Here is a 20414-nt window from a genome sequence, read left to right on the forward strand (position 1 = left end):
GAAGAAAGAATGGTTGCGGAACGAGCGGACGTTATCGGAGGCCGATCTTCCACGCCAGCAGGCGGACCCGTTTTCAGCCGTCCGGCCGGAGCTGGGCAGACAGTACGGGCGGGATGGTCACCCATCCCGCCCGTACTGCCGTGCGTTATATGAACGACCCGCACCGGGCCGATGGAGGACAGCGCCGTCCGTCGACGGTGATGACAGATATGAGCCGGGACGCTAGCTGTCGGCGATCATCTCCACCAGCCCCGCGCCGGACAGCTTGACGCTGCGGCGGCGGGGACCACCCGTACCGCCGGGGTGATCCGGCGGGAGCATGAGCATCGGTCAGCCGAACGGCCGGGCGTAGACCGTCAGCTGACGTCGACCAGCGGCAGGGGTCGGCCCGCGCCACCGCCGGGCAGCGCGATCGACGAGAAGTGCGAGACCACCCGCTCGTCGGTCGGGTCGTCGGCCGGCGTGTGGTGCACGGCGAGCCGGTTGTAGAGGGTGTCGCGCTGGGCGGGAATCCGGTCCGCCGAGCGGATCATGCCGATCAGCTCGTGCAGGTTGGAGCGGTGCCGGGCACCGGCGGAGGAGATGACGTTCTCCTCCAGCATGATCGAGCCGAGGTCGTCCACGCCCATGTGCAACGCGAGCTGCCCGACGTCCTTGCCGGTGGTCAGCCAGGACGCCTGCAGGTGCGGCACGGTCTCGAAGAAGAGCCGGGCCACCGCGACCAGCCGCAGGTACTCCAGCGTGGTCGCCTGGGTGCGGCCCTTCAGGTGGTTGTTCTCCGGCTGGTACGTCCACGGGATGAAGGACCGGAAACCGCGGGTGCGATCCTGCACGTCCCGGATCATGCGCAGGTGCTCGATCCGTTCGGCGTGCGTCTCGCCGGTGCCCATCATCATGGTGGCGGTCGACTCGATGCCCTGCCGGTGGGCCAGCTCCATGACCTCCAGCCAGCGCTCGCCCGACTCCTTGAGGGGCGCGATGGCCTTACGGGGCCGCTCGGGCAGCATCTCCGCGCCGGCGCCGGCGATCGAGTCCAGGCCGGCGATCTTGATCCGGGCGATGGCCTCGTCCAGGCTCACCCCGGAGACCTTCGCCATGTGCAGGATCTCGCTGGGCCCGATCGAGTGGATGACCAACTGCGGGTACGCCTGCTTGACCGAGGAGAACAACTCCTCGTAGTACTCCACGCCGTAGTCCGGGTGGTGCCCGCCCTGGAGCATCACCTGGGTGGCGCCCAGCTCGACCGCCTCGCCGCACCGGCGCAGGATCTCCTCGGTCGGGTGGGTCCACCCTTCCTGGTGCTTGGGCGCCCGGTAGAACGCGCAGAACTTGCACGCCGTCACGCAGACGTTCGTGTAGTTGATGTTGCGGTCGATCAGGTAGGTGACGACGTTGTCCGGGTAGCGCCGCCGGCGCACCGCGTCCGCCGCCTCGCCCAGCGCGTGGAAGGGCGCCTCGGTGTAGAGCAGCAGCGCCTCCTCGGGCGTGATCCGCCCACCGTCCGCGCCGCGCTGCAGGATGTCGTCGATCTCCCGGCTCACCGTCACACCCCGAGCCTACGCCGCCGACACGCCCCTTCCTGGAGGGGTGTTCGTGGCTGTGATCCGCTCCGCACACCCCTGATCGCGCTGGGTCCAGGATCTCGACGAGGTCGAGCTGCACCCTTCCCGCGATCTTGCACTTGCTGTCGCGACAAAGGGGGCGTTGCGCGCATCTCGGCGACCGAAACTGCAAGATCGGCGCGGGCGGGGCGATCCCGCCTCGGTCACCGGGATTGGCGCCCCGTACCAGGCACGGCCTCAACGAAACGCGACCAAACCGCCCGGTCAAAGGCCAGGACCGGGCCGGCTAGGTCCTTCGAGTCGCGTACGGGCGATCGCGTGGGTCAGCTCGGCCACACCGAGGCTGGGGAGGCGACACTGCCGTGGCAGTGGGAGCCGGCCCGCACCCGCAGTTGGTTCGACCTCCTGCAACTGGCAGTACGGGCACTCGACGCCGGCGGCTGTTGGCCGTCGACCTGGGCAGCGAGTTGCATCCGCTCCTCACCACCGAACTGATTCGCCTCTTCCACGAACCGGGCACCAACCCGCACGGTGCACAGCTCATCTTCAACAGTCACGACGTCGGCCTTGTCCGGGTCCGCGATGGCCTCGACGACGTGGAGGGCAGATACCTGAGGGGCCGGTACGGTGCCGTGCCCTTCCTGGACCACGAGCTACTCGATCTTCTTGAAGACGTGGTGAGCGCCAATCCGTTCCGTGAGCTGCCGGTCGTCCGTCAGGCGTCGTAGTCGACAGTGAGCTTGTCGGTGGTCGGGCTGGACTGGCAGGTCAACACGTAGCCGGCGGCCAACTCGTCGGGCTCCAGCGCGTAGTTGCGGGCCATCGTGACCGCCCCGTCGACGACCTTCGCCTTACAGGTCGAGCAGACACCACCCTTGCAGGCGTACGGCAGCTCGCCGCGCACCTTCAGCGCGGCGTCCAGCACCCGTTCCTCGCGACCCATCGTGAAGCTCGACGATCGGCCGTCCAGCACGATGGTGACCTCAGCCCCGGCACCCGCCTGGTCGACGGGTCGGCGCACCGGCTCCGGCGGCGCGTCGACGTGGAACAGCTCGGTGCGCACCGCCGACTCGGGCAGCCCGCGTGCGGTCAGCACGTCCCGGACCTCGACCACCATGCCGTACGGGCCGCAGAGGAACCACTCCTCGATCAGGTCGGCCGGCACGATGGTGCCCAGCATCCGGCCCAGCCGCTCGGCGTCGATCCGACCGGAGAGCAGCGGCGACTCGCCCTGTTCCCGGGAGAGGACGTGCACCAGGTGCAGTCGGGTCGGGTAGCGGTCCTTCAGGTCGGCCAACTCCTCGGCGAACATCACCGTGTTCGCCGTGCGGTTGCCGTACACCAGGGTGAAGGTGCTGGCCGGCTCGACGGCCAGGGCGGTCGCGACCAGCCCGAGCACCGGGGTGATGCCGGAGCCGGCGACGACCGCGCCGTAGTGCCGCGTGCGGTCCGGCGCGAACGCCGTGGTGAAGGTGCCCAGCGGCGGCAGCACCTCGACGATGTCGCCACCGCGCAACGCCCCGCAGGCGAACGCCGAGAAGGCCCCGCCGGGGATCTCCCGCACCCCGATCCGCAACCGACCGTGCCGGGCCAGGTCGTCGGGGGTGGAGCAGATCGAGTACGACCGGCGCACGTCCGCACCGTCCGCACCAGCTGAGCTGGTAGGCCCGGCTCCGCCGGGAAGACGGACCGTGAGGTGCTGGCCGGCGCGGAACGCGAAGGTTTCCCGCAACTCCTTGGGTACGGCGAACGTCACCGCCACGGAGTCGTCGGTGAGCCGGTCGACGGCGGCGACTGACAACGGGTGGAAGACCGGCCGGCGGCGAACCGGGCGGGTGATGGTGACAGTCACAGCGCCTTCAGGTGGTCGAAGGGTTCGGAGCAGGAGCGGCACCGCCACAGTGCCTTGCACGCGGTGGAGCCGAACCGGCTGACCTGCTCGGTCTCCGGCGAACCGCACTGGGGGCAGCGGACCGCGAGCGTCAGCGACACGACGCCGGCGGCGGGCACCCGGGCCGGCGGGGCGATCCCGGCGGCGGCGAGCTTGGCCCGCCCACCCTCGGAGATCCAGTCGGTGCTCCACGGTGGGCTGTAGACGGTCCTGACCTCGGCCTCCGGATGGCCGGCAGCGGTGAGCGCGCGACGGATGTCGGCCCGGATCACGTCCATCGCCGGGCAGCCGGTGTAGGTCGGGGTGATGGTGACAGTGACCCGGCCAGTTGTCGGATCCTCCTCGACCGCCCGCAGGATGCCCAGCTCGTCGATCGTGATGACCCGGATCTCCGGGTCCACCACGCTCGCGGCGGCCTCCCGCGCTCTCACCACTTCGCTCCGGGGTGAGCGCGGTGCAGCACCTGCATCTCCGCGAGCAGGTAGCCCAGGTGCTCGGTGTGCATGCCGGCCCGCCCGCCGGCCGGGGCCCAGGCACCTGCCGGCTGGGTGAGCGTCGCCTCGGCCAGCACCGGGCCGACGACCTCGTCGAACGCCGGCCGCAGGGTGGCCGGGTCGACCGGCGCCGCCGGGTCCGCGGCGAACAGCTCATGGGTGTACGGCCACACGTGGTCGACGGCGGCCTGCATCCGACGATGCGACTCCTCGGTGCCGTCACCGAGCCGCTTCACCCACAGCGCGCCGTGGTCCAGGTGGTACGCCGACTCCTTGCGCGCCTTCGCGCCGATCGCGGCCAACCGCTCGTCCGCACAGCCGGCCAGCGCCGTGTACAGCGGCAGTTGGTACGCCGCCAGGAAGAACAGCTTCGCCATCGTCACCGCGAAGTCGCCGTTGGGCAGCTCGACCACCAGCGCGTTGCGGAACTCGCGGTCGTCGCGCAGGTACGCCAGGGCGTCCTCGTCACGCCCGGCGCCCTCCAGCTCGCCCGCGTACGACAGCAGCAGACGCGCCGCGCCGAGCTGGTCGAGGGCGATGTTGGCCAGCGCGATGTCCTCTTCCATCTCCGGGGCACGGGTGGTCCACTCGGCCAGCCGCTGGGCCGCGATCAACGCGTCGTCAGCGAGGGCGAGGGTGAAGTCGAAGGGCCCGTTCATGCCGTCACCTCGCTGAGCTGGCTGGTTCGCTCGCTGCGCTCGCCCCGCGCAACCACCTCGCTCCGCTCGTCGGTGGCGCGAAGCGCCCCGCTGCTGAGCTGGCTAGTTCGCTCGCTGCGCTCGCTCCGCGCAACCACCTCGCTTTGCTCGGCGGTGGCGCGAAGCGCCCCGCTGCTGAGCTGGCTGGTTCGCTCGCTGCGCTCGCTCACAGGTGGGCCACCCCGTCCGGCACCTCGTAGAAGGTGGGGTGGCGGTAGACCTTGTCGGCGGCCGGGTCGAAGAAGGCGTCCTTCTCGTCCGGGCTGGACGCGGTGATCGCGCCGGCCGGCACCACCCAGATCGACACGCCCTCCTGGCGGCGGGTGTAGAGGTCACGGGCGTTGCGCAGGGCAAGCTCGGCGTCGGGGGCGTGCAGGCTGCCGACGTGGGTGTGCGACAGCCCGCGCCGGGCCCGCACGAAGACCTCCCACAAGGGCGAATGACTCGTCATGCCGGGTTGCTCGGCTTGCTCGCTACGCTCGCTCACGCGGCCACCGTCTCCTTCTGTCCCGCACGCTTCGCGGCGTACGCCGCGGCGGCCTCGCGTACCCATGTGCCGTCGGCGTGCGCGGCCCGGCGGTGGGCCATCCGCTCCCGGTTGCACGGCCCGTTGCCGGAGATCACCCGCCTCAGCTCGTCGTAGTCCGGCTGGGTGTAGTCGTACGCCTGCCGCTCGTCGTTCCAGCGCAGGCCTGCGTCGGGGATGCGCACCCCGAGGATCTCGGCCTGCTGGACGCACATGTCGACGAAGCGCTGGCGCAGGTCGTCGTTCGAGAAGCGCTTGATCTTCCAGGCCATCGACTGGGCGGAGTGGGTGGAGTCGCCGTCCGGTGGGCCGAACATGGCCAGCGACGGGTACCACCATCGGTCCACCGCTTCCTGGGCCATCGCGTGCTGCTCGGAGGTGCCGTGCGCCAGGGTGTGCAGGATCTCGTAGCCCTGCCGCTGGTGGAACGACTCCTCCTTGCAGACCCGGATCATCGCTCGGGCGTACGGCCCGTAGGAGCAGCGGCAGAGCGGCACCTGGTTGACGATCGCCGCGCCGTCCACCAGCCACCCGATGGCACCCACGTCGGCCCAGCTGAGGGTGGGGTAGTTGAAGATCGAGCTGTACTTCTGGCGGCCGTCGAGCAGCAACTGGACCAGCTCGTCGCGGCTGATGCCGAGGGTCTCGGCGGCTGCGTAGAGGTAGAGGCCGTGACCCGCCTCGTCCTGCACCTTGGCCAGCAGGATCGCCTTGCGCTTGAGCGACGGCGCCCGACTGATCCAGTTACCTTCCGGCTGCATGCCGATTATCTCGGAGTGGGCGTGCTGGGCGATCTGCCGGATCAGCGTCCGCCGGTACGCGTCGGGCATCCAGTCGCGGGGCTCGATCTTCTGTTCGGCGTCGACCACGTCGGCGAAGTACGCCGCCAGGTCCTCGTCGGGCGCGGGCCCGCCACGCCGCCCGCGCGCCGCCGCTGCCCGCAGCTCGGCCTCGGCGGCCTCGACCTCGCCCAGCAGGCCGCCGGGCACCTCGTCCGGGGTGCCGTCCGGGGCGGAGAAGTCGTTGCCATACATGACGCTAAGTGTTACAGCTTGCGCCTCGTTGCACCAGGGGGTGTAACAGAAATCCGAGGATCCCATGCGTAGTCGAATGACTGCTTTGTGCTATCTGAGCCTTGGCAAATCGCCGTGACTTGGACCACGGAACAAAGATGAAACCCTTCAAAAACCTCATACCGGCCCCATAACTCGCCTTTATCGCAGGTTGCCTAGTGTCGAACCCTGGCGTCCGCCCGGTCCGGACGTAGACTTCTGCCGGACAACCGATCGGCTGCCGTACATCGACATCTCCACAGAGGCCACCTCCCCCGGCCTCGGCGATTGCACCGATTCGTCCCGATGACAAGCCGGTCCCCCCGGCCCTGACACCTGGAGTTCACCCACTCATGCGATCTCGCGTGACCCTGGTGCTCGCCATCACGGCAGTCGTGCTCGGCGGCGTCCTGCTGGTCCCCACCGCGTACGCCCGACTCGCCAGTGACGACAGCGGAGGCGGCGGAGGCGGCACGTCGAGCGTCGCCGCGCCCGCACCCACCCCACCACCGCCGCCCACCCTGGCGGCGGGCCCGGTGTCGGTGAGCTTCAAGGGTGAGTTCTTCTCGTGGGCCCTGCTTGATCGCAAGTCGGGCAAGATCTCCGGGTCGTCGAACATGACCGCGACCAGCTCCACCGAGTCGATGATCAAGGCGTGGATCGTCTCCGACTACCTGCGACAGCTCGGCGACAAGGAGCCGCCCGCAGCGATGAAGGAGGCCGCTCGACTCGCCATCATCGACAGCAACGACACCGCGGCCAACAAGGTTCACGCCGCTGCGGGTGGCTCCTACAAGGCCTCGTCGAGCAGCGTTCCCGACGCGGTGATCCAGCGGGCGATCAAGATCTGCGGGCTGACCGACACCAAGCGCGGCAACACGAAGCCGTACACCGGCTTCTGGAGCTACACCCGAATGTCCCCCCGGGACGCGGTCCGGGTCGGCGACTGCATCGCCGACGGTAAGGCCGCCGGGCCGAAGTGGACCAAGTGGGTGCTGGAGCAGATGAGCAAGGTCAGAGGCACCACCGCCGCCAAGGACCAGAAGGCCTCGTACGGCGGTGGCCGCTGGGGGATCATCGACGGTCTACCGAAGTCGATCACCTCGCAGGGGCCGGTCAGCATCAAGAACGGCTGGACCCCGATCTACGGCGACGGCAACTGGCACGTCAACTGCCTCGCCGTCACCAGCAAGTGGAGCCTCGCGGTGATGCTGCGCTACCCGATCAGGACCGGTCTGGACTACGGCGCGAAGGTCTGCGCCAGTGTCGCCACCCAACTGGTCACCCCGCAGCCGGGCGCCGCGCTCAAGGTGCCGCAGCAGCCGGTCGGGAAGCTCTGATGGCCGGCAACCGTCGGGTGGATCGCGGCGGCGAGGCTTCTCCGATTCGGCTGATCGCCGTCGCGGTCATCCTGATCGGCTTGGTGCTGGTGTCGCTGCGGCTGCTGCCCGGGTCGCCGTTCGAGTCATCCGCCGCCGCCAAGTGGGGCGACGCCGGCTCCAGCACGAACGACCGCCCCACCGGCTCCGGCACCGACCGCAGATCCCGCCAGTCGTCCTCGCCGTCACCGAGCCCCAGCCCGTCGCTGGAGCCGCTGCCCTTCGTGGCCAAGGACCTCAGCCTCGACATCGAGGGCTGGTACTCCTGGAGCGTCCTGGACCGTCGAACCGGAAAGATCATCGGTTCGAAGAACATGGACGAGACCAGCACCACCGCCTCGATGATCAAAGCCTGGATCGTCGCGGACTACCTGCGTCGCGCGGCCGACGCCGGCCAGACCCCGAGCGACGCGAAGCTCGCCGACGCGACCCGGATCATCCGGGACAGCGACAACACCCGGGCCGAGCAGTTCTACAACCTGGTCGGCCGGGACGCCTCGATCAAGCGGCTGATCTCCATGTGCGAGCTGACCGACAGCAGCGTCGCCCCCGACAAGGGCTGGAGCCGGACGGCACTCTCACCCCGGGACACCGCCCGGATGGCCAACTGCATCGCCACCGGCACGGCCGCCGGGCCGAAGTGGACCAAGTGGCTGCTCAACGAGATGAAGCTGGTTCGCGGTGCCGGCGACTTCGGTATCCGCAAGGCCTTCCCGGCCGCCGAGCAGAAGAAGATCGCCATCAAGAACGGGTGGATCGACCGGACCAGGGAGCAGGAGATGCACATCAACTGCCTGGCCATCGGCGACACCTGGACGATGGGCGTGATGGTCAAGTACCCGATCAACATGGGCTACGACTACGGCATGAAGAACTGCGAGAAGATCACCGAGGCGCTGCTCCGCACCGGCACCTGAGCCACCCGGGGTCCTGGGGTTCTGGGCCCGAGGTTCTGGCCCGGGGCCGTGACACGGCCCGGCGCGCTGACCCCGGGCTCCGCCGGCCCGGCGCCGCTGACCCCGGCCCGCGCGCGGCCTCGGGGCGAGCGGGGTCAGCCGGCGAAGAACTCGGGACCGCCGTCCGGCAGCGCCGGGGCCTCGCCGATGGCGGCGGCCCGTCGGGCCCACTCGCGCAGCCCGGCGACCTGCCGGTCGCCGAGGGAGAAGTCGAGGGTCCGGAAGTACGTGGCAAGCGTCTCCGCGTCGAACGTCTCCCAACGCGCCGCCGCCTCGGCGACCTGGTCCAGCTCCGCCAGGCAGAGGTCCCGCGAGCGCAGGAAGGCCTCGTGCACCTCCTTCACCAGGCCCGGGTGGGCGGCGGCGAAGTCGCGGCGGACCGCCCAGACGGCAAAGACCATCGGCAGCCCGGTCCACTCCCGCCACGCCTGCCCGAGGTCGGTGACCGTGAGGCCCTTCTGCGGAGCCTCGTAGTAGGCCCGCAGTGCCACGTCCCCGATCAGCACGGCGGCGTCAGCCTCCAGCAGCATCTGGGTCAGATCCGGCGGGCAGCGGAAGTATTCGGGCCGCACGCCGTACTGCTCGGCGAGCAGCAGCTGAGCCGTCATCACCCCGGTCCGCGAGGTCGAGCCGAGCGCCACCCGGGCGCCATCCAACTCGCCGAGGGGACGGGTGGAGACCATGTTGACCGAGAGCACCGGCCCGTCGCTGCCCACCGCCAGGTCCGGCAGGAGCAGCAGCTCGTCGGCGTGCTTCAGATACTCCAACAGCGTGATCGGGCCGATGTCGAGGTCGCCGGCGACCAGCGCCGCGCTCAACCGGTCCGGCGAGTCCTTGTGCAGGTCCACGTCGAGCAGGGCACCGGAGCGCATCAGACCCCAGTAGATCGGCAGGCAGTTCAGGAACTGGATGTGCCCGACCCGCGGGCGTGCGATGCGCTCAGCCATGGCCCGACCGTATCCCCGGCTGCCGGCTCCGGCTCGGCGGGCCGGCCCGGAGTGGCCAAGCCCGCACTTGACGACCGTCGTGCCGCCCCGGCTAAGACCGGCACGAAGGCCAGCACCACCAGCAGCCCGACCACACCGGCACCGGCGATCAGCGGCCGAGGCGGAACGACCGCGAGCAACGCCCCGCCGATCAGGAAGCCCGCCATCGAGCCACCCTGCACCGCCGCGCCGTAGCTGGCGTACGCCCGGGCGCGCATCGCCTCTGGTACCCGCCGAGCGGTGAGCAGGTTGGCGAAGACGTTATCGCCACCGTTGGCCGCACCACCCACCAGCCAGAGCGGCACCAGCACACCTGCCGCCGGCACCGTCGCCGCCAGCAACACCATCAGGCTGCACACGGCCAGGGTGGCCAGCACCCCCCGTACCAACGCGCCGTCGTCGTCGAGCCGCCGGGCAAGTCGTACGGCGAGCCAGGTCCCCGGCAGCATGCCGGCCATCCATGCGGCGCTGACCAGGCCGTACGTGGTCGCCGAGCCCTCCAACGTCTCCCGGATGAAGAAGACCTCGATCACGTTGATGCCGCCGATCGCCGCGATCACCACGGCGGTGCTCACCACCATGACGAGCATCAACGGATCGCGGCGCAGCCGCCAGCTGATCTCCGTACCCCCGGGGGTTGCCACGCCGCCCGAGACGGCCGGGCCGGCGGCGGCCTCGCTGCTCACGGCGGCCTCGCTGCTCACGGCGGCCTCGCTGACGGCGGCCTCGCTGCTCACGGCAGCCTGGCCGGCGGTGGCGGGCCGCCGGCCGCCGCGACGGGTCCGCAGCAGCAGGCCCGCGACCACAAGCGCCAGGTAGGTCACGGCATCGAGAAGCAGCGGTACGCGGGTGCCGAACTGTCCCACCAGCAGGCCGGCCAGCACCGGGCCGCCGAGCGCACCGAGCGAGACGGCGGTCTGACTGATCGCGCTGGCTCGCGGCAGATCGGCCGGGCGCACCATGGCCGGCAGCAGCGCGGCGAGGCAGGGTTGGGTCACCGCGAGCCCGCAGGCCAGCAGGGCGACGAGCCCGACCACCAGGACCGGTTGCTCGACGACGGCGAGGAGCGCGCAGATTGCGGCCTGCCCGAACCCGATGGTCACCAGCAGGGTACGGCTGTCCGTCCGGTCGGCGAGTCGGCCCGCGAGTGGGGCGAGTACCACCAGGGGCAGGGTGGCGGCCAGTAGCAGCCCCGACACGGCCAGCCCACCGGCACCGGCACCCTGTAGCGCCAGCGCCAGCGCGGTTGCGGCGAGGAAGTCGCCGCAGATCGTGGTGCCGCGAGCGGCGGCGGCGATCCAGACGTCCGGCCAGCGCGACTCGTCAGTTGTGAAGGACATACTTCGAAAATAATCCTTCACAACTGATTCATGCAAGCCTGGCTATGCCAGCGGCACCGTCCGGTACTGCACCGCGACCGTGCGCGCCCCCGACGGCGGGTCACCCTGCCGCCGCCGCGGGTGATAGGGCCGGAGCAGCGCCAGCACCGCCTCGTTCAACTCGGCCAACTCGTCGGCGGTGAGCAGCAACAGCGTGTCGGTGAACAGGGCCGTGTCATACCACTCGACCGGCTCGTCCCCGGCGCGCCGCAACCAGTCCCGGGTCCGCTCCATGGCCCGGACCGCATGCGCCTCCACCAGCGCCTGCTCGGCTGCACGCGCCTCAGGCCCGGCATCACGCCCCGCCTCGACCAGCACACGCACACTCGGCACACGCCACAACCGCTCGCGCGCGTCCCCCCGGCTCGGCGCCTGCTCGACCAGGCCGAACTTCGCCAGCGCCCGAAGGTGGTAACTGGTTGCGCTCGGCGACAGCCCAACGATCTCGGCACACTCGGTGGCAGTCCCACCACTCTCGCGACTGCTCAAGTACTCCATGATCGCGATCCGGGCCGGATGGGCCATCGCCCGCATCACCTGGGGGTCGCTGATCGTCATCCGGCGCGAATCGGAGCGGGCCTCGGTCATAAGCCCATGATCCCGGCAGGTACCCCAACCTGCCATCACCCCCGCGTCCCGCTCAGACCACCGCGCGTCGGCCACGCTCTACCTGCGGCAGCGAACAGGCGGATTCGACGGTGGGCACGAGGCTTGGCGGCGTGGCCTAAATGGCGAGCGTGGTTGGGCGTCTCAGCGGCGCGGCCTCGCGGCGCAGCCTCGCGGCGCAGCCTCGCGGCGCAGCCTCGCGGCGCAGCCTCGCGGCGACGTGGCGCAGCCTCGCGGCGACGTGGCGATGTGGCGCGGCGGCACGGCTTGGCGGAGGGCTTTGGCGGACGCGCAAGCCGGCACGGCAAGCGAGCAGGGGGCAACGGGCAGCGGGCAGCGGGCAGCTCACGGTGATCGACGAAATGTCGTTCCGCTCATTGATCAGGACGACTCCAAAGTGTCGTACACCAGTTCTATTCTGGTTCCATGTTGGAGGCGTTGGCGCAGGTGGGCGGTGCGGTTGACGAGTGCGCCGGGACCGCGCTCTGGGGGCTTTCCGACGACGAGTTGCTCGCTTCCCTCGACACGACTCAGCTACTGGCACAGCGGTTGGCCGCCATTCAGCTCGGGCTGGTCCGCGAGTTGGACGGTCGCGGCCTGGCGGTCGCCCAGGGCGCCTCGTCCACCGCAGTCTGGCTGCGGGAGCGGCTCCGGCTCTCGGGTCGCAGCGCACGCCAGTTGGTCCAGCTCGCTGCCATCATCGACGCCGCCCCACCAGCGGTGCGCGACGCGCTGCTCAGCGGTGCCATCACCGTCGAGCAAGGTCGGGTTGTGGCCGAGACAATCGCTGCCCTGCCGGTGGAGGCCGGCCCCGAGGTGGCCGACAAGGCCACCCAACTGTTGATCGCCTGGGCCGAGCGTTTCGATCCGACAAGCCTGAGCAAGCTCGGCGAGCGGGTCCTCGCGCACGTCGCCCCGGACCTGGCCGACCAGGCCGAGTTGAAGGCTCTGGAGCGGGCCGCCGAGCGGGCCGAGGCCCGCCGGCACGTCACGCTCTCCGAGCAGCACAACGGGCAGGTACGCCTCAGCGGCAACCTCGACACCGAAACCGCGAGCCTGCTGCGCGAGGCGATCGATCCGCTCTGCGCTCCAGCAGGTGAGCACGATGACCGCAGTCCTGGTCAGCGCCGCGCCGACGCATTGGGCGAGATCTGTCGACTGGCGCTACGCACCGGGCAGCTGCCCGACAACGGCGGCGACCGTCCTCAGCTGGTGGTGACCGTGTCGCTGGACGAGTTGGTCAACGGCGTACGCGCCGGAACCCTGGAAACCGGTGTGCGCCTCACGCCCGGTGCGATCCGCCGCCTGGCCTGCGACGCTGCTGTGCTGCCGGCTGTGCTGGGCGGCAACAGCCAGGTCCTGGACGTCGGCCGCCAGCGCCGGCTCTTCACCGGCCCGTTGCGGCGCGCGCTGGTTCTGCGGGATGGCGGTTGCGCCTTTCCTGGTTGTGACCGACCGCCGAGATGGTGCGACGGCCACCACATCCGACACTGGGCCGACGGTGGGGTGACGGCGCTGAGCAATGCGGTGCTGCTCTGCGGCTACCACCACCGGTTCATCCACCGTGGCGACTGGACGGTTCGTCTCGCGGCGGACGGTCGACCTGACTTCCTCCCGCCAAGCTGGCTCGACCCGACGCGCACCCCACGTCGCAACCTCTACCACCGTCGCTGCTGATGCCGCCGACCACACCCACGCCGCCCGCGGCCGCACTCCCCTGCGGCCGAAAGCCCCACTCGAAACCCCGCTACCCAAGTCGCGTCGCGCGGTGATCGACTCGACTTTCTGTAAAGCGGGGCGTCGTGCCCGCCGATACACCGCGACTTCCTGAAAATCGAGTCGATCACGGTGCAGGGTGGGGCGGGCGCGGTATCGAAGGTGCCGCGCCACCTGGCAACAGGTCACTTCGGTGGGCTCTCGACCGGGCAACACGCCAGCTCGGATGGGTGGTCGTGTCGGTAATTCGCTGGCTGCGCCGGGTTGGGGAGCGTAGGGTTGCAGGCCGCTTGACGGCCGAGGTGAGCTGCACCGGAACGGGCGTCTTCGCGCCGGGCGGCCGGCCATCCGCCCCCGGACACGCGAGCGCGCAGCAGATGTGAACGATGGGACGTCAGCATGCCCGCACTTGACCTCGACACCCACCTCAGCACCGACACCGACAGCGGCCTCGATGCGGACCTGGCCGGCGAACGCGCACACCTCACCACCTCGCGGGCGGCGTTGGCTCGGATGCGGGCGAGGGCCGAGTCTCTCTTCGCCACCGGTGACCAGGTGGCCGGCGACGCGTACGCGGCCGAGACACTCGGCCGCACCCTGGCCCGCCGGGTCGCCGAGCTGGCCGACGACCCGACCACACCGCTCTTCTTCGGCCGCCTCGACTTCGCCGGCACCCCGGACAACGGCACCACCGAAAGCAGCACCACCACCAGCACCACCACGAGCAGCACCACCACGAGCAGCGTCACCACAAACAGCAGCACCACAAACAGCAGCACCACCAGCGACAGGCCCACAGCCAGCGGGACCACGAGCGACCTGACCGCACCCGACGTCAGCGGTGATCATCACGGGCGGCGGTATCACGTGGGGCGGCGGCACGTCACCGACGAGCGTGGTGAGCCGCTGGTGCTGGACTGGCGGGCACCGGTCTCCCGCTCGTTCTACCGGGCCAGTGTGCGGGATCCGCAGGGGGTGGCGGTCCGGCGGCGGTTCGGGTTCAGCAACGGTGTGCTGACCAGCTTCGAGGATGAGCGGCTGGATCGGGGCGAAGAGCTGGGTACGACCAGTCGGATCCTCACCGCCGAGATCGAGCGTCCGCGCGTCGGGCCGATGCGGGACATCGTCGCCACGATCCAGCCGGAGCAGGACGAGCTGGTCCGGGCCGATCTCGCCGACTCGATCTGTGTGCAGGGTGCACCGGGTACCGGGAAGACGGCGGTGGGCCTGCACCGGGCGGCGTACCTGCTCTATCTGCACCGGGAGCGGTTGCGGCGGGCGGGTGTGCTGATCGTCGGGCCGAACCGGGCGTTCCTGTCGTACATCGCGGCGGTGCTGCCGGCGCTCGGTGAGGTCGAGGTCGAGCAGGCGACGGTGGAGGAATTGATCTCCCGGGTGCCGGTCCGGGCGGTCGACGCGCCGGCGGTGGCCGCACTCAAACACGACGTACGGATGGCGAGCGTGCTGCGGCGCGCGGTGCAGGCACAGATCGGCACCCCGACCGAGTCGATCACCGTGTCGGACGGGTCGTTCCGTTGGCGGATCGGGCTGGAGCCGTTGCACCGGATCGTCGAGGAGACCCGCCGGGAGGGGCTGCCGTACGGCACGGGTCGGGAACGCGTTCAGGCGCGGGTGGTAAGCCTGCTGCAACGGCAGTCCGAGGCGCGGCGTGCGGAGTCGCCAAGCGATGCCTGGCTGCGTCGGATGAGCCGCTGCCGGCCGGTGCTCGACTTCCTGGACGCGGTCTGGCCGGCGCTCACCCCGGAAGGGCTGGTGCACGGCCTGTTCTCCGATCCGGGCCGGCTCGCCGCCGCCGCGGACGGGCTGCTCAGTGACGACGAGCAGGCGCAGCTCGTCTGGGCGAAGCCGGCCCGTACGCCGAAGGCGACCCGCTGGACCGCCGCCGACGCGGTGTTGATCGACGAGGCGACCGGGCTGCTGGAACGGCTCTCCGGGTTCGGGCACGTGGTGGTGGACGAGGCGCAGGACCTCTCCCCGATGCACTGCCGGGCCATCGCTCGGCGCAGCGAGCACGGCTCGGTCACGCTCCTGGGTGACCTCGCCCAGGGCACCGCGCCGTGGGCGGCGAGAGACTGGAAGGAGTCCCTCGCCCATCTGGGCAAGCCGGACGCGGTGGTGGTTCCGTTGACTGTCGGTTTCCGGGTGCCCGCCGCGGTCGTCGCATTCGCGAACCGGCTGCTCCCGGCGCTCGCGGTGGACGTACCGCCGGCCGAGTCTCTGCGCCGCGACGGCGGCCTGGATGTGCGTACGGTGACCGACCTGACCTCGGCGACGGTGGCCGAGGTGCGGTCGGCGCTCGCGCACGACGGCTCGGTCGGTGTGATCGCCGCCGACGATGCGGTCGACGGCCTGCGCGCGGCGCTGGCCGAGGCCGGCGTCGAGACCGCGACCGCCGACGACGTGGCGGCCGCGGAGCGGGTCACCGTGGTGCCGGCGACGCTGGTCAAGGGCCTTGAGTACGACCATGTGGTGGTGGTCGAGCCTGCGGCGATCGTCGCGGCCGAGCCGCGCGGGTTGCACCGGCTGTACGTGGTGCTCACCCGGGCGGTGTCCCGGCTGGCGGTGCTGCACGTTGCGCCGCTGCCCGCCCCGCTCGTCGGCGGGTCAGACGGCTGACAGGGCCGCCGCGACCTCCCGTAGCGGGCGGCCGGAGTCGGCCAGCGGCACGTGGAACGACAGCCACGACCCGTCGGCGAAGTCGATCCGCAGCCGCTTCCAGTTCAGCCGGTACCTGCCGAACCGGGCGGTGACGGAGGTGCGCGGCACCGCCCCGAGCAGTTCGATGTCGGCCTGCGCCCGTTCGTCCGCGGCCGAGCTGGAGAGCAGGCCGACGGGTGCGGTCGCGCCGAGCAGCAGCCGCTGGTCGGTGACACCCAGCACGAGGTACCGGAGGCCGAGGCCTTTCGCCGCCCCGGTCAGGGCATGGTGCAGTACGGATGCCCGGGAGTCTGGTGCGCCGCGACCTCCGACGCCGAAGAAGAGCCAGTCGACCGCGTCGTCCGCCCGACCGAAGGTGATGTTCGGTGACAGCACGTTGAGCAGGACACCGAGCAAGCTCGGCCGGCCTGCGGCGGGTGGCGCGGACGATTGGGAGGGCGGTGCCGGGGTCAGCCCTCCACCCGCTCGGACCTGGGCCACCGCGCGTACCCGATCGTCGGCCGGTAGCAGTCGGGTGAGCCCGTCGACGTACCGTGCCTGACTTCCGTCGATCATCAACGGTTGTCGGCGGGCCGGCGCGGACCGGTGCCCGGCTCGTCGACGACCGCACCGGCCAACTCGCGGGCCCGGGCTGCGGCGGCCTCCCGCGCCCGGTTGGCGGCGGTGGTGAACACGGACCCTCCCCTGTGGCCTGTGCGACGGATCAGTCAGTCGCGACGACTCCCCACCATAGGCACCGCTCGCCGTGATCGGGGCCCCGCCGGTGATGACGGGGTCACCCGCCTTGACTTTGTTCCGTAAAGTAGTTTGCGTGGACCTCGATGATGATTCCCCACCCACCGACGCAGCGGCCGCGCTCCGGCTGATCCAGGATCAGCGGTCGGCGACGGCACGCCGGCTCGATCCCGACGCCCGTCTGCTCTACTGGCCGTGGGGTGTCGCCTGGCTGGTCGGCTTCGGGCTCTTCTTCCTCCAGTTCACCCCGGGTGAGCAGGCGCTGGTCCGGCTGCCGGGCTGGCTGCCGCCGACCGTCCTCTTCATACTGCTCGTGGCCGCCGGAGCGATTCAGGCGGTGGTCAGCGTGCGGGCCTACGGCCAGGTGACCGGCGACTCCGCCCGGCGTGGAAAGTGGTACGGGTACGCCTGGGCGCTCGGTTCGTTGAGCGTCTACGCGGGGCTGGGGCGGATCGCCGAACATCTGCCGCCCGACCTGGCCGCGCTGCTCTGGTCGGCGACCGCAGTCGGGTTGACCGGCGCGCTGCACATGGCCGGCGGGGCGGTCTGGCTGGATCGGGACCTGTTCCGACTGGGCGTCTGGATCAGCGTGATCAACCTGGTCGGGGCGTTCGCCGGGCCGGGCTGGCACCCGCTCATCGTGGCGGTGGCCGGCGGCGGCGGAATACTGGTGGCCGGCGCGATTGCCCGGCGGCGACAGCGGCAGCGGCAGCAGCCGTGACCGAGCTGGATCCGGTCATCCATGCCCAGGCCCGACTGCGGGTGGTGGCCAGCCTCTCCGCACTCAACGTGGGCGACAAGATCGCGTTCCCCCGCTTGCAGGAGCTGCTCGCGATGACCGCCGGCAACCTTTCGGTGCATCTGCGCAAGCTTGAGGACGCCGGTTACGTCGAGATCAGCAAGACCCACCGTGGACGCACCCCGGCGACCCTGGTCCGGCTCAGCCAGCGCGGCCGGCTGGCGTTCGAGGAGTACACCGAAGCGATCCGCGCCCTGCTCGACCCCACCTCGTGAAGGAGCAGTCATGATCCTCGCCCGCGCCGACCAGGCCAGCCGCCGGTACGGCGACGTCCTCGCCCTCGACCGCGTCGACCTGGAAGTCCGGGCCGGTGAGCTGGTTGGCCTGCTCGGGCCGAACGGCGCCGGCAAGAGCACCCTGATGAACCTGCTGGTGGGTCTGCGCCGTCCCAGCTCGGGGCGGGTCGAGCTGTTCGGTGGCGACCCCCGCGATCCGGCGAGCCGGCGACAGATCGGGGTCACTCCGCAGGAGACCGGCCTGCCCGGGACGCTGCGTGTCGGCGAGGTCGTCGACTTCGTCTCCGCGCACTACCCCGACCCGGTGCCCCGGGCCGAGCTGCTCGACCGCTTCGGCCTCGCCGACCTCGCCCGACGGCAGACCGGTGGGCTCTCCGGCGGGCAGCGACGCCGGTTGGCGGTGGCGCTGGCGTTCGTCGGCCGGCCCCGGCTGGTGCTGCTCGACGAGCCGACCACGGGCCTGGACGTCACCGCCCGGCACACCCTGTGGGACGCGATCCGGGCCTTCCACGAGGACGGCGGCACCGTTCTGTTGAGCAGCCACTACCTGGAGGAGGTGGAGGCACTGGCCCACCGGGTGGTGGTCATCGGGGAGGGCCGGGTGCTCGCCGACGACACCGTGGACGCGGTGCGCGGCATCGTGGGCGTACGCCGGGTCAGCCTGGTCGCCGACGACCTGCCCGACCTGCCCGGGGTGGTTCGCACCGAACGGGTCGACGGTCGGCTGCACCTGCTCACCACCGACGCCGACGAGCTGGTCCGCGCGCTGGTCACGGCAGGGACTCCGTTCACCGACCTGGAGGTACGGCCGACGTCGCTGGAGGAGGCGTTCCTCGCCATCACCAGCGGAGACGCGGCCACCGGGGACGCGCCCACCGGCACCGGCCGACCCACCGCCGCCGCTACCGGCGGCCGAACCAGCACCGCCGCTACCGGCGGCCGAACCAGCACCGCCGCTACCGGCGGCCGACCCACCACCGTCTGAGGAGGCGACAGTGCAGCTCGCCCTGGTCCACGCCCGCTACCAACTTCTGGAGATCATCCGGATCCCGGTGGCCGTCTTCGGCAGCGCCTTCTTCCCGGCCGCCGCCATGATCTTCTTCGTGGTGCCCTTCGCCGGTGACGATCCGGTCGGTGCCACCTACGCCACCGCGTCGATGGTCACCTTCTCGGTGATGAGCGCCAACATCTTCCAGTACGGCGTGGGTGTCGCCGAGGACCGCGACCAGCCCTGGAGCCCGTACACCCGGACCCTGCCGGCCGGGCCGGCACCGCGGTTCGCAGGCCGGGTGCTGGCCGGTCTGGCGCTGACCTACCTTTCGTTGATCCCGGTCGTGGTGATCGGTGCGACGCTGACCGCGGCCCAGGTCACCCCCGTGGCGTTCCTGCTGGCGCTCGGCACCGTGGCCGTGATCTCGGTGCCGTTCACGCTGATGGGGCTCACCATCGGCTACTCGCTGCCGAGCAAGGCGGCGATCGTGGTGGCGCAGGTGGTCTTCCTGCCACTGGCGTTCGGCGGCGGTCTGCTCTCCGCGCCGGGCGACGCGCCCGGGTTCATCGAGACGATCGCGCCGTACCTGCCCACCCGGGGCGCGGCCGAACTGATGTGGGGGGCGGTGGGCGACTACGACGTGGAGCCGCTGGCGCTGATCATGCTCGGTGTCTGGGTGGTGCTGCTCGCCGCGCTCGCCGGCTGGGCGTACCGACGGGACGAGGGTCGCCGGTTCAGCTGACGATTCGTCCGTTTCCGCCCCGGGCTGGCGCGGGACGGTGCCAGGATTCCGGCAGGGGGGCCGCCGTGGCCGCCCCGGCCGAGAGGGGTCTTGACGTGAGCACCGTCCCGCCGGGCACGCCCTGCTGGGCCGACCTGGCCACCCCGGACCTGACCGACGCCCGGCGCTTCTACCCGGAGCTGTTCGGTTGGACCGGCCAGGTCACCCCGGAGCCCGAGGCGGGCGGCTACACGGTCTTTCTGCTCGACGGTAAGCCGGTGGCCGGCGCCGGCCCGCCGGCAATCCCGGACCAGGTCCCGATCTGGTCGACGTACCTCGCCACCGACGACGCTCAGCTGGTCGCCGGCCGGGTCGAACGGGCTGGCGGGCAGGTCGTCGTACCACCGTTCGAGGTCTTCGACCGGGGCTGGATGGCGGTCTTCGCCGACCCGGCCGGCGCCACCTTCAGCGTCTGGCAGCCGCTGGCCATGGCCGGTGCCGAGGTGTTCAACGTGCCGGGCGCGATGAGCTGGAACGAGCTGGTCACCCCCGATCCCGAGGGCGCGAAGGTCTTCTACGAGCTGGTGTTCGGTTGGCAGCCCGACGACCAGGCGGTGGGCGCGATGACGTACACCGGGTGGCGGCTCGGGACACAGATCGTCGCGGGGATGATGCCGCCGTTGGCCGACGACTTCCCGGCCGACCTGCCCGCCTACTGGACGGTGTACTTCGCGGTGGCCGACGCGGACGCCGCCGCGGCCCGCGCCTCCGAGCTGGGCGGAACGATCCTGGTCCCGCCCCGCGACATTCCGGCGGGCCGCTTCGCAGCCCTCCGCGACCCCCAGGGCGCCCTCTTCTCCGTCATCGACCTGGGCCCCTGACCCCGCGCGGAACTGTTCGCCAGCGCGCCGACGACGGCGCCTCGCGCCCCGCGCCACGCGCCACGCGCCCCGCGCCACGCGCCACGCGCCCCGCGCCACGCGCCACGCGCCACGCGCCCCGCGCCAC

At 71.0% G+C, this 20414-nt stretch carries 21 protein-coding genes and 1 pseudogene; 10 read left to right on the top strand and 12 right to left on the bottom strand.

The window, feature by feature from the left end; genetic code table 11:
• Positions 1–356: 356 nt before the first annotated feature.
• On the bottom strand, positions 357–1547 hold the full coding sequence (gene mqnC / locus V6U86_RS21225) for a cyclic dehypoxanthinyl futalosine synthase (RefSeq protein ID WP_334505583.1): 1191 nt from the start codon (positions 1545–1547) through the stop codon (positions 357–359).
• A 218-nt stretch (positions 1548–1765) separates the two neighbouring features.
• A pseudogene (locus V6U86_RS21230) lies at positions 1766–1861 on the bottom strand (DUF397 domain-containing protein); the annotation flags it as partial.
• A 144-nt stretch (positions 1862–2005) separates the two neighbouring features.
• On the opposite strand from V6U86_RS21230, the gene V6U86_RS21235 reads away from it, so the two are divergent.
• The gene (locus V6U86_RS21235; RefSeq protein ID WP_334505584.1) at positions 2006–2290 is read left to right on the top strand and encodes an AAA family ATPase; all 285 of its coding nucleotides are present in this window, start codon (positions 2006–2008) and stop codon (positions 2288–2290) included.
• Here the strand turns inward: V6U86_RS21235 and paaE are convergent.
• From paaE to paaA, 6 genes are read right to left on the bottom strand one after another with little or no spacing between them, the layout of a single operon-like run.
• On the bottom strand, positions 2278–3414 hold the full coding sequence (gene paaE / locus V6U86_RS21240; RefSeq protein ID WP_334505585.1) for a 1,2-phenylacetyl-CoA epoxidase subunit PaaE: 1137 nt from the start codon (positions 3412–3414) through the stop codon (positions 2278–2280). The genes V6U86_RS21235 and paaE overlap by 13 nt on opposite strands.
• A complete protein-coding gene (gene paaD, locus V6U86_RS21245; RefSeq protein ID WP_334505586.1) occupies positions 3411–3887 on the bottom strand; it encodes a 1,2-phenylacetyl-CoA epoxidase subunit PaaD in 477 nt (158 codons plus the stop codon). Before paaD ends, paaE begins: the two co-directional genes overlap by 4 nt.
• Positions 3881–4606: a 1,2-phenylacetyl-CoA epoxidase subunit PaaC gene (paaC, locus tag V6U86_RS21250; RefSeq protein ID WP_334505587.1), complete on the bottom strand. Its 726-nt coding sequence runs from the start codon at positions 4604–4606 to the stop codon at positions 3881–3883. Before paaC ends, paaD begins: the two co-directional genes overlap by 7 nt.
• Positions 4603–4815, bottom strand: coding sequence for a hypothetical protein (locus tag V6U86_RS21255; protein WP_334505588.1), 213 nt, complete (start codon positions 4813–4815; stop codon positions 4603–4605). The genes paaC and V6U86_RS21255 overlap by 4 nt, the downstream gene beginning before the upstream one ends.
• The gene (gene paaB / locus V6U86_RS21260; RefSeq protein ID WP_425778963.1) at positions 4812–5132 is read right to left on the bottom strand and encodes a 1,2-phenylacetyl-CoA epoxidase subunit PaaB; all 321 of its coding nucleotides are present in this window, start codon (positions 5130–5132) and stop codon (positions 4812–4814) included. Before paaB ends, V6U86_RS21255 begins: the two co-directional genes overlap by 4 nt.
• Positions 5129–6205, bottom strand: a complete 1077-nt coding sequence (gene paaA / locus V6U86_RS21265) for a 1,2-phenylacetyl-CoA epoxidase subunit PaaA (RefSeq protein ID WP_334505589.1) — start codon at positions 6203–6205, stop codon at positions 5129–5131. The genes paaB and paaA overlap by 4 nt, the downstream gene beginning before the upstream one ends.
• A 371-nt stretch (positions 6206–6576) precedes the next feature.
• On the opposite strand from paaA, the gene V6U86_RS21270 reads away from it, so the two are divergent.
• Both V6U86_RS21270 and V6U86_RS21275 read left to right on the top strand, forming a co-directional pair.
• Positions 6577–7563, top strand: coding sequence for a hypothetical protein (locus V6U86_RS21270; RefSeq protein WP_334505590.1), 987 nt, complete (start codon positions 6577–6579; stop codon positions 7561–7563).
• Positions 7563–8519, top strand: coding sequence for a serine hydrolase (locus V6U86_RS21275; protein WP_334505591.1), 957 nt, complete (start codon positions 7563–7565; stop codon positions 8517–8519). The genes V6U86_RS21270 and V6U86_RS21275 overlap by 1 nt, the downstream gene beginning before the upstream one ends.
• 134 nt (positions 8520–8653) lie before the next feature.
• Here V6U86_RS21275 and V6U86_RS21280 read toward each other — a convergent pair whose 3' ends face one another.
• The 3 genes from V6U86_RS21280 to V6U86_RS21290 are packed head-to-tail and all read right to left on the bottom strand — an operon-like array spanning position 8654 to position 11511.
• A complete protein-coding gene (locus V6U86_RS21280; protein WP_334505593.1) occupies positions 8654–9505 on the bottom strand; it encodes a menaquinone biosynthetic enzyme MqnA/MqnD family protein in 852 nt (283 codons plus the stop codon).
• The gene (locus tag V6U86_RS21285) at positions 9457–10884 is read right to left on the bottom strand and encodes an MFS transporter (RefSeq protein ID WP_334505595.1); all 1428 of its coding nucleotides are present in this window, start codon (positions 10882–10884) and stop codon (positions 9457–9459) included. Before V6U86_RS21285 ends, V6U86_RS21280 begins: the two co-directional genes overlap by 49 nt.
• 42 nt (positions 10885–10926) lie before the next feature.
• Complete coding sequence (locus V6U86_RS21290; protein ID WP_334505597.1) at positions 10927–11511, bottom strand: winged helix-turn-helix domain-containing protein; 585 nt, start codon at positions 11509–11511, stop codon at positions 10927–10929.
• A gap of 444 nt (positions 11512–11955) precedes the next feature.
• Here V6U86_RS21290 and V6U86_RS21295 point away from each other — a divergent pair, with 444 nt between their 5' ends.
• Positions 11956–13206 (top strand): HNH endonuclease signature motif containing protein, encoded by a 1251-nt coding sequence (locus V6U86_RS21295; protein WP_334505599.1) that lies wholly within the window; start codon positions 11956–11958, stop codon positions 13204–13206.
• Positions 13207–13644: 438 nt separating this feature from the next.
• The gene (locus V6U86_RS21300; protein ID WP_334505601.1) at positions 13645–15882 is read left to right on the top strand and encodes a HelD family protein; all 2238 of its coding nucleotides are present in this window, start codon (positions 13645–13647) and stop codon (positions 15880–15882) included.
• Here the strand turns inward: V6U86_RS21300 and V6U86_RS21305 are convergent.
• Positions 15871–16479, bottom strand: coding sequence for a hypothetical protein (locus tag V6U86_RS21305; RefSeq protein WP_334505603.1), 609 nt, complete (start codon positions 16477–16479; stop codon positions 15871–15873). The two genes, V6U86_RS21300 and V6U86_RS21305, sit on opposite strands and share 12 nt — an antisense overlap.
• A 256-nt stretch (positions 16480–16735) precedes the next feature.
• On the opposite strand from V6U86_RS21305, the gene V6U86_RS21310 reads away from it, so the two are divergent.
• The 5 genes from V6U86_RS21310 to V6U86_RS21330 all read left to right on the top strand — a co-directional run bounded on the left by V6U86_RS21310 (position 16736) and on the right by V6U86_RS21330 (position 20287).
• Positions 16736–17380 (top strand): transporter, encoded by a 645-nt coding sequence (locus V6U86_RS21310; protein ID WP_334505605.1) that lies wholly within the window; start codon positions 16736–16738, stop codon positions 17378–17380.
• Entirely contained in the window at positions 17377–17673 is a 297-nt protein-coding gene (locus tag V6U86_RS21315) for a transcriptional regulator (RefSeq protein WP_334505607.1), read from the top strand. Before V6U86_RS21310 ends, V6U86_RS21315 begins: the two co-directional genes overlap by 4 nt.
• Positions 17674–17683: 10 nt before the next feature.
• Positions 17684–18679 (top strand): ABC transporter ATP-binding protein, encoded by a 996-nt coding sequence (locus V6U86_RS21320; RefSeq protein ID WP_334505609.1) that lies wholly within the window; start codon positions 17684–17686, stop codon positions 18677–18679.
• A 10-nt stretch (positions 18680–18689) separates the two neighbouring features.
• The gene (locus V6U86_RS21325) at positions 18690–19427 is read left to right on the top strand and encodes an ABC transporter permease (protein ID WP_334505611.1); all 738 of its coding nucleotides are present in this window, start codon (positions 18690–18692) and stop codon (positions 19425–19427) included.
• Between the two features lie 95 nt (positions 19428–19522).
• Entirely contained in the window at positions 19523–20287 is a 765-nt protein-coding gene (locus V6U86_RS21330; protein WP_334505613.1) for a VOC family protein, read from the top strand.
• Positions 20288–20414: the final 127 nt, after the last annotated feature.

The sequence above is a fragment of the Micromonospora sp. CPCC 205558 genome (assembly GCF_036902955.1).
Taxonomy (GTDB): domain Bacteria; phylum Actinomycetota; class Actinomycetes; order Mycobacteriales; family Micromonosporaceae; genus Micromonospora.

Coding starts and splice junctions, on each gene's coding strand:
- paaC (WP_334505587.1), bottom strand. CDS start 4,606: ATGAACGGGCCCTTCGACTTCACCCTCGCCCTCGCTGACGACGCGTTG.
- paaA (WP_334505589.1), bottom strand. CDS start 6,205: ATGTATGGCAACGACTTCTCCGCCCCGGACGGCACCCCGGACGAGGTG.
- V6U86_RS21270 (WP_334505590.1), top strand. CDS start 6,577: ATGCGATCTCGCGTGACCCTGGTGCTCGCCATCACGGCAGTCGTGCTC.
- V6U86_RS21275 (WP_334505591.1), top strand. CDS start 7,563: ATGGCCGGCAACCGTCGGGTGGATCGCGGCGGCGAGGCTTCTCCGATT.
- V6U86_RS21280 (WP_334505593.1), bottom strand. CDS start 9,505: ATGGCTGAGCGCATCGCACGCCCGCGGGTCGGGCACATCCAGTTCCTG.
- V6U86_RS21285 (WP_334505595.1), bottom strand. CDS start 10,884: ATGTCCTTCACAACTGACGAGTCGCGCTGGCCGGACGTCTGGATCGCC.
- V6U86_RS21290 (WP_334505597.1), bottom strand. CDS start 11,511: ATGACCGAGGCCCGCTCCGATTCGCGCCGGATGACGATCAGCGACCCC.
- V6U86_RS21295 (WP_334505599.1), top strand. CDS start 11,956: ATGTTGGAGGCGTTGGCGCAGGTGGGCGGTGCGGTTGACGAGTGCGCC.
- V6U86_RS21300 (WP_334505601.1), top strand. CDS start 13,645: ATGCCCGCACTTGACCTCGACACCCACCTCAGCACCGACACCGACAGC.
- V6U86_RS21305 (WP_334505603.1), bottom strand. CDS start 16,479: ATGATCGACGGAAGTCAGGCACGGTACGTCGACGGGCTCACCCGACTG.
- V6U86_RS21320 (WP_334505609.1), top strand. CDS start 17,684: ATGATCCTCGCCCGCGCCGACCAGGCCAGCCGCCGGTACGGCGACGTC.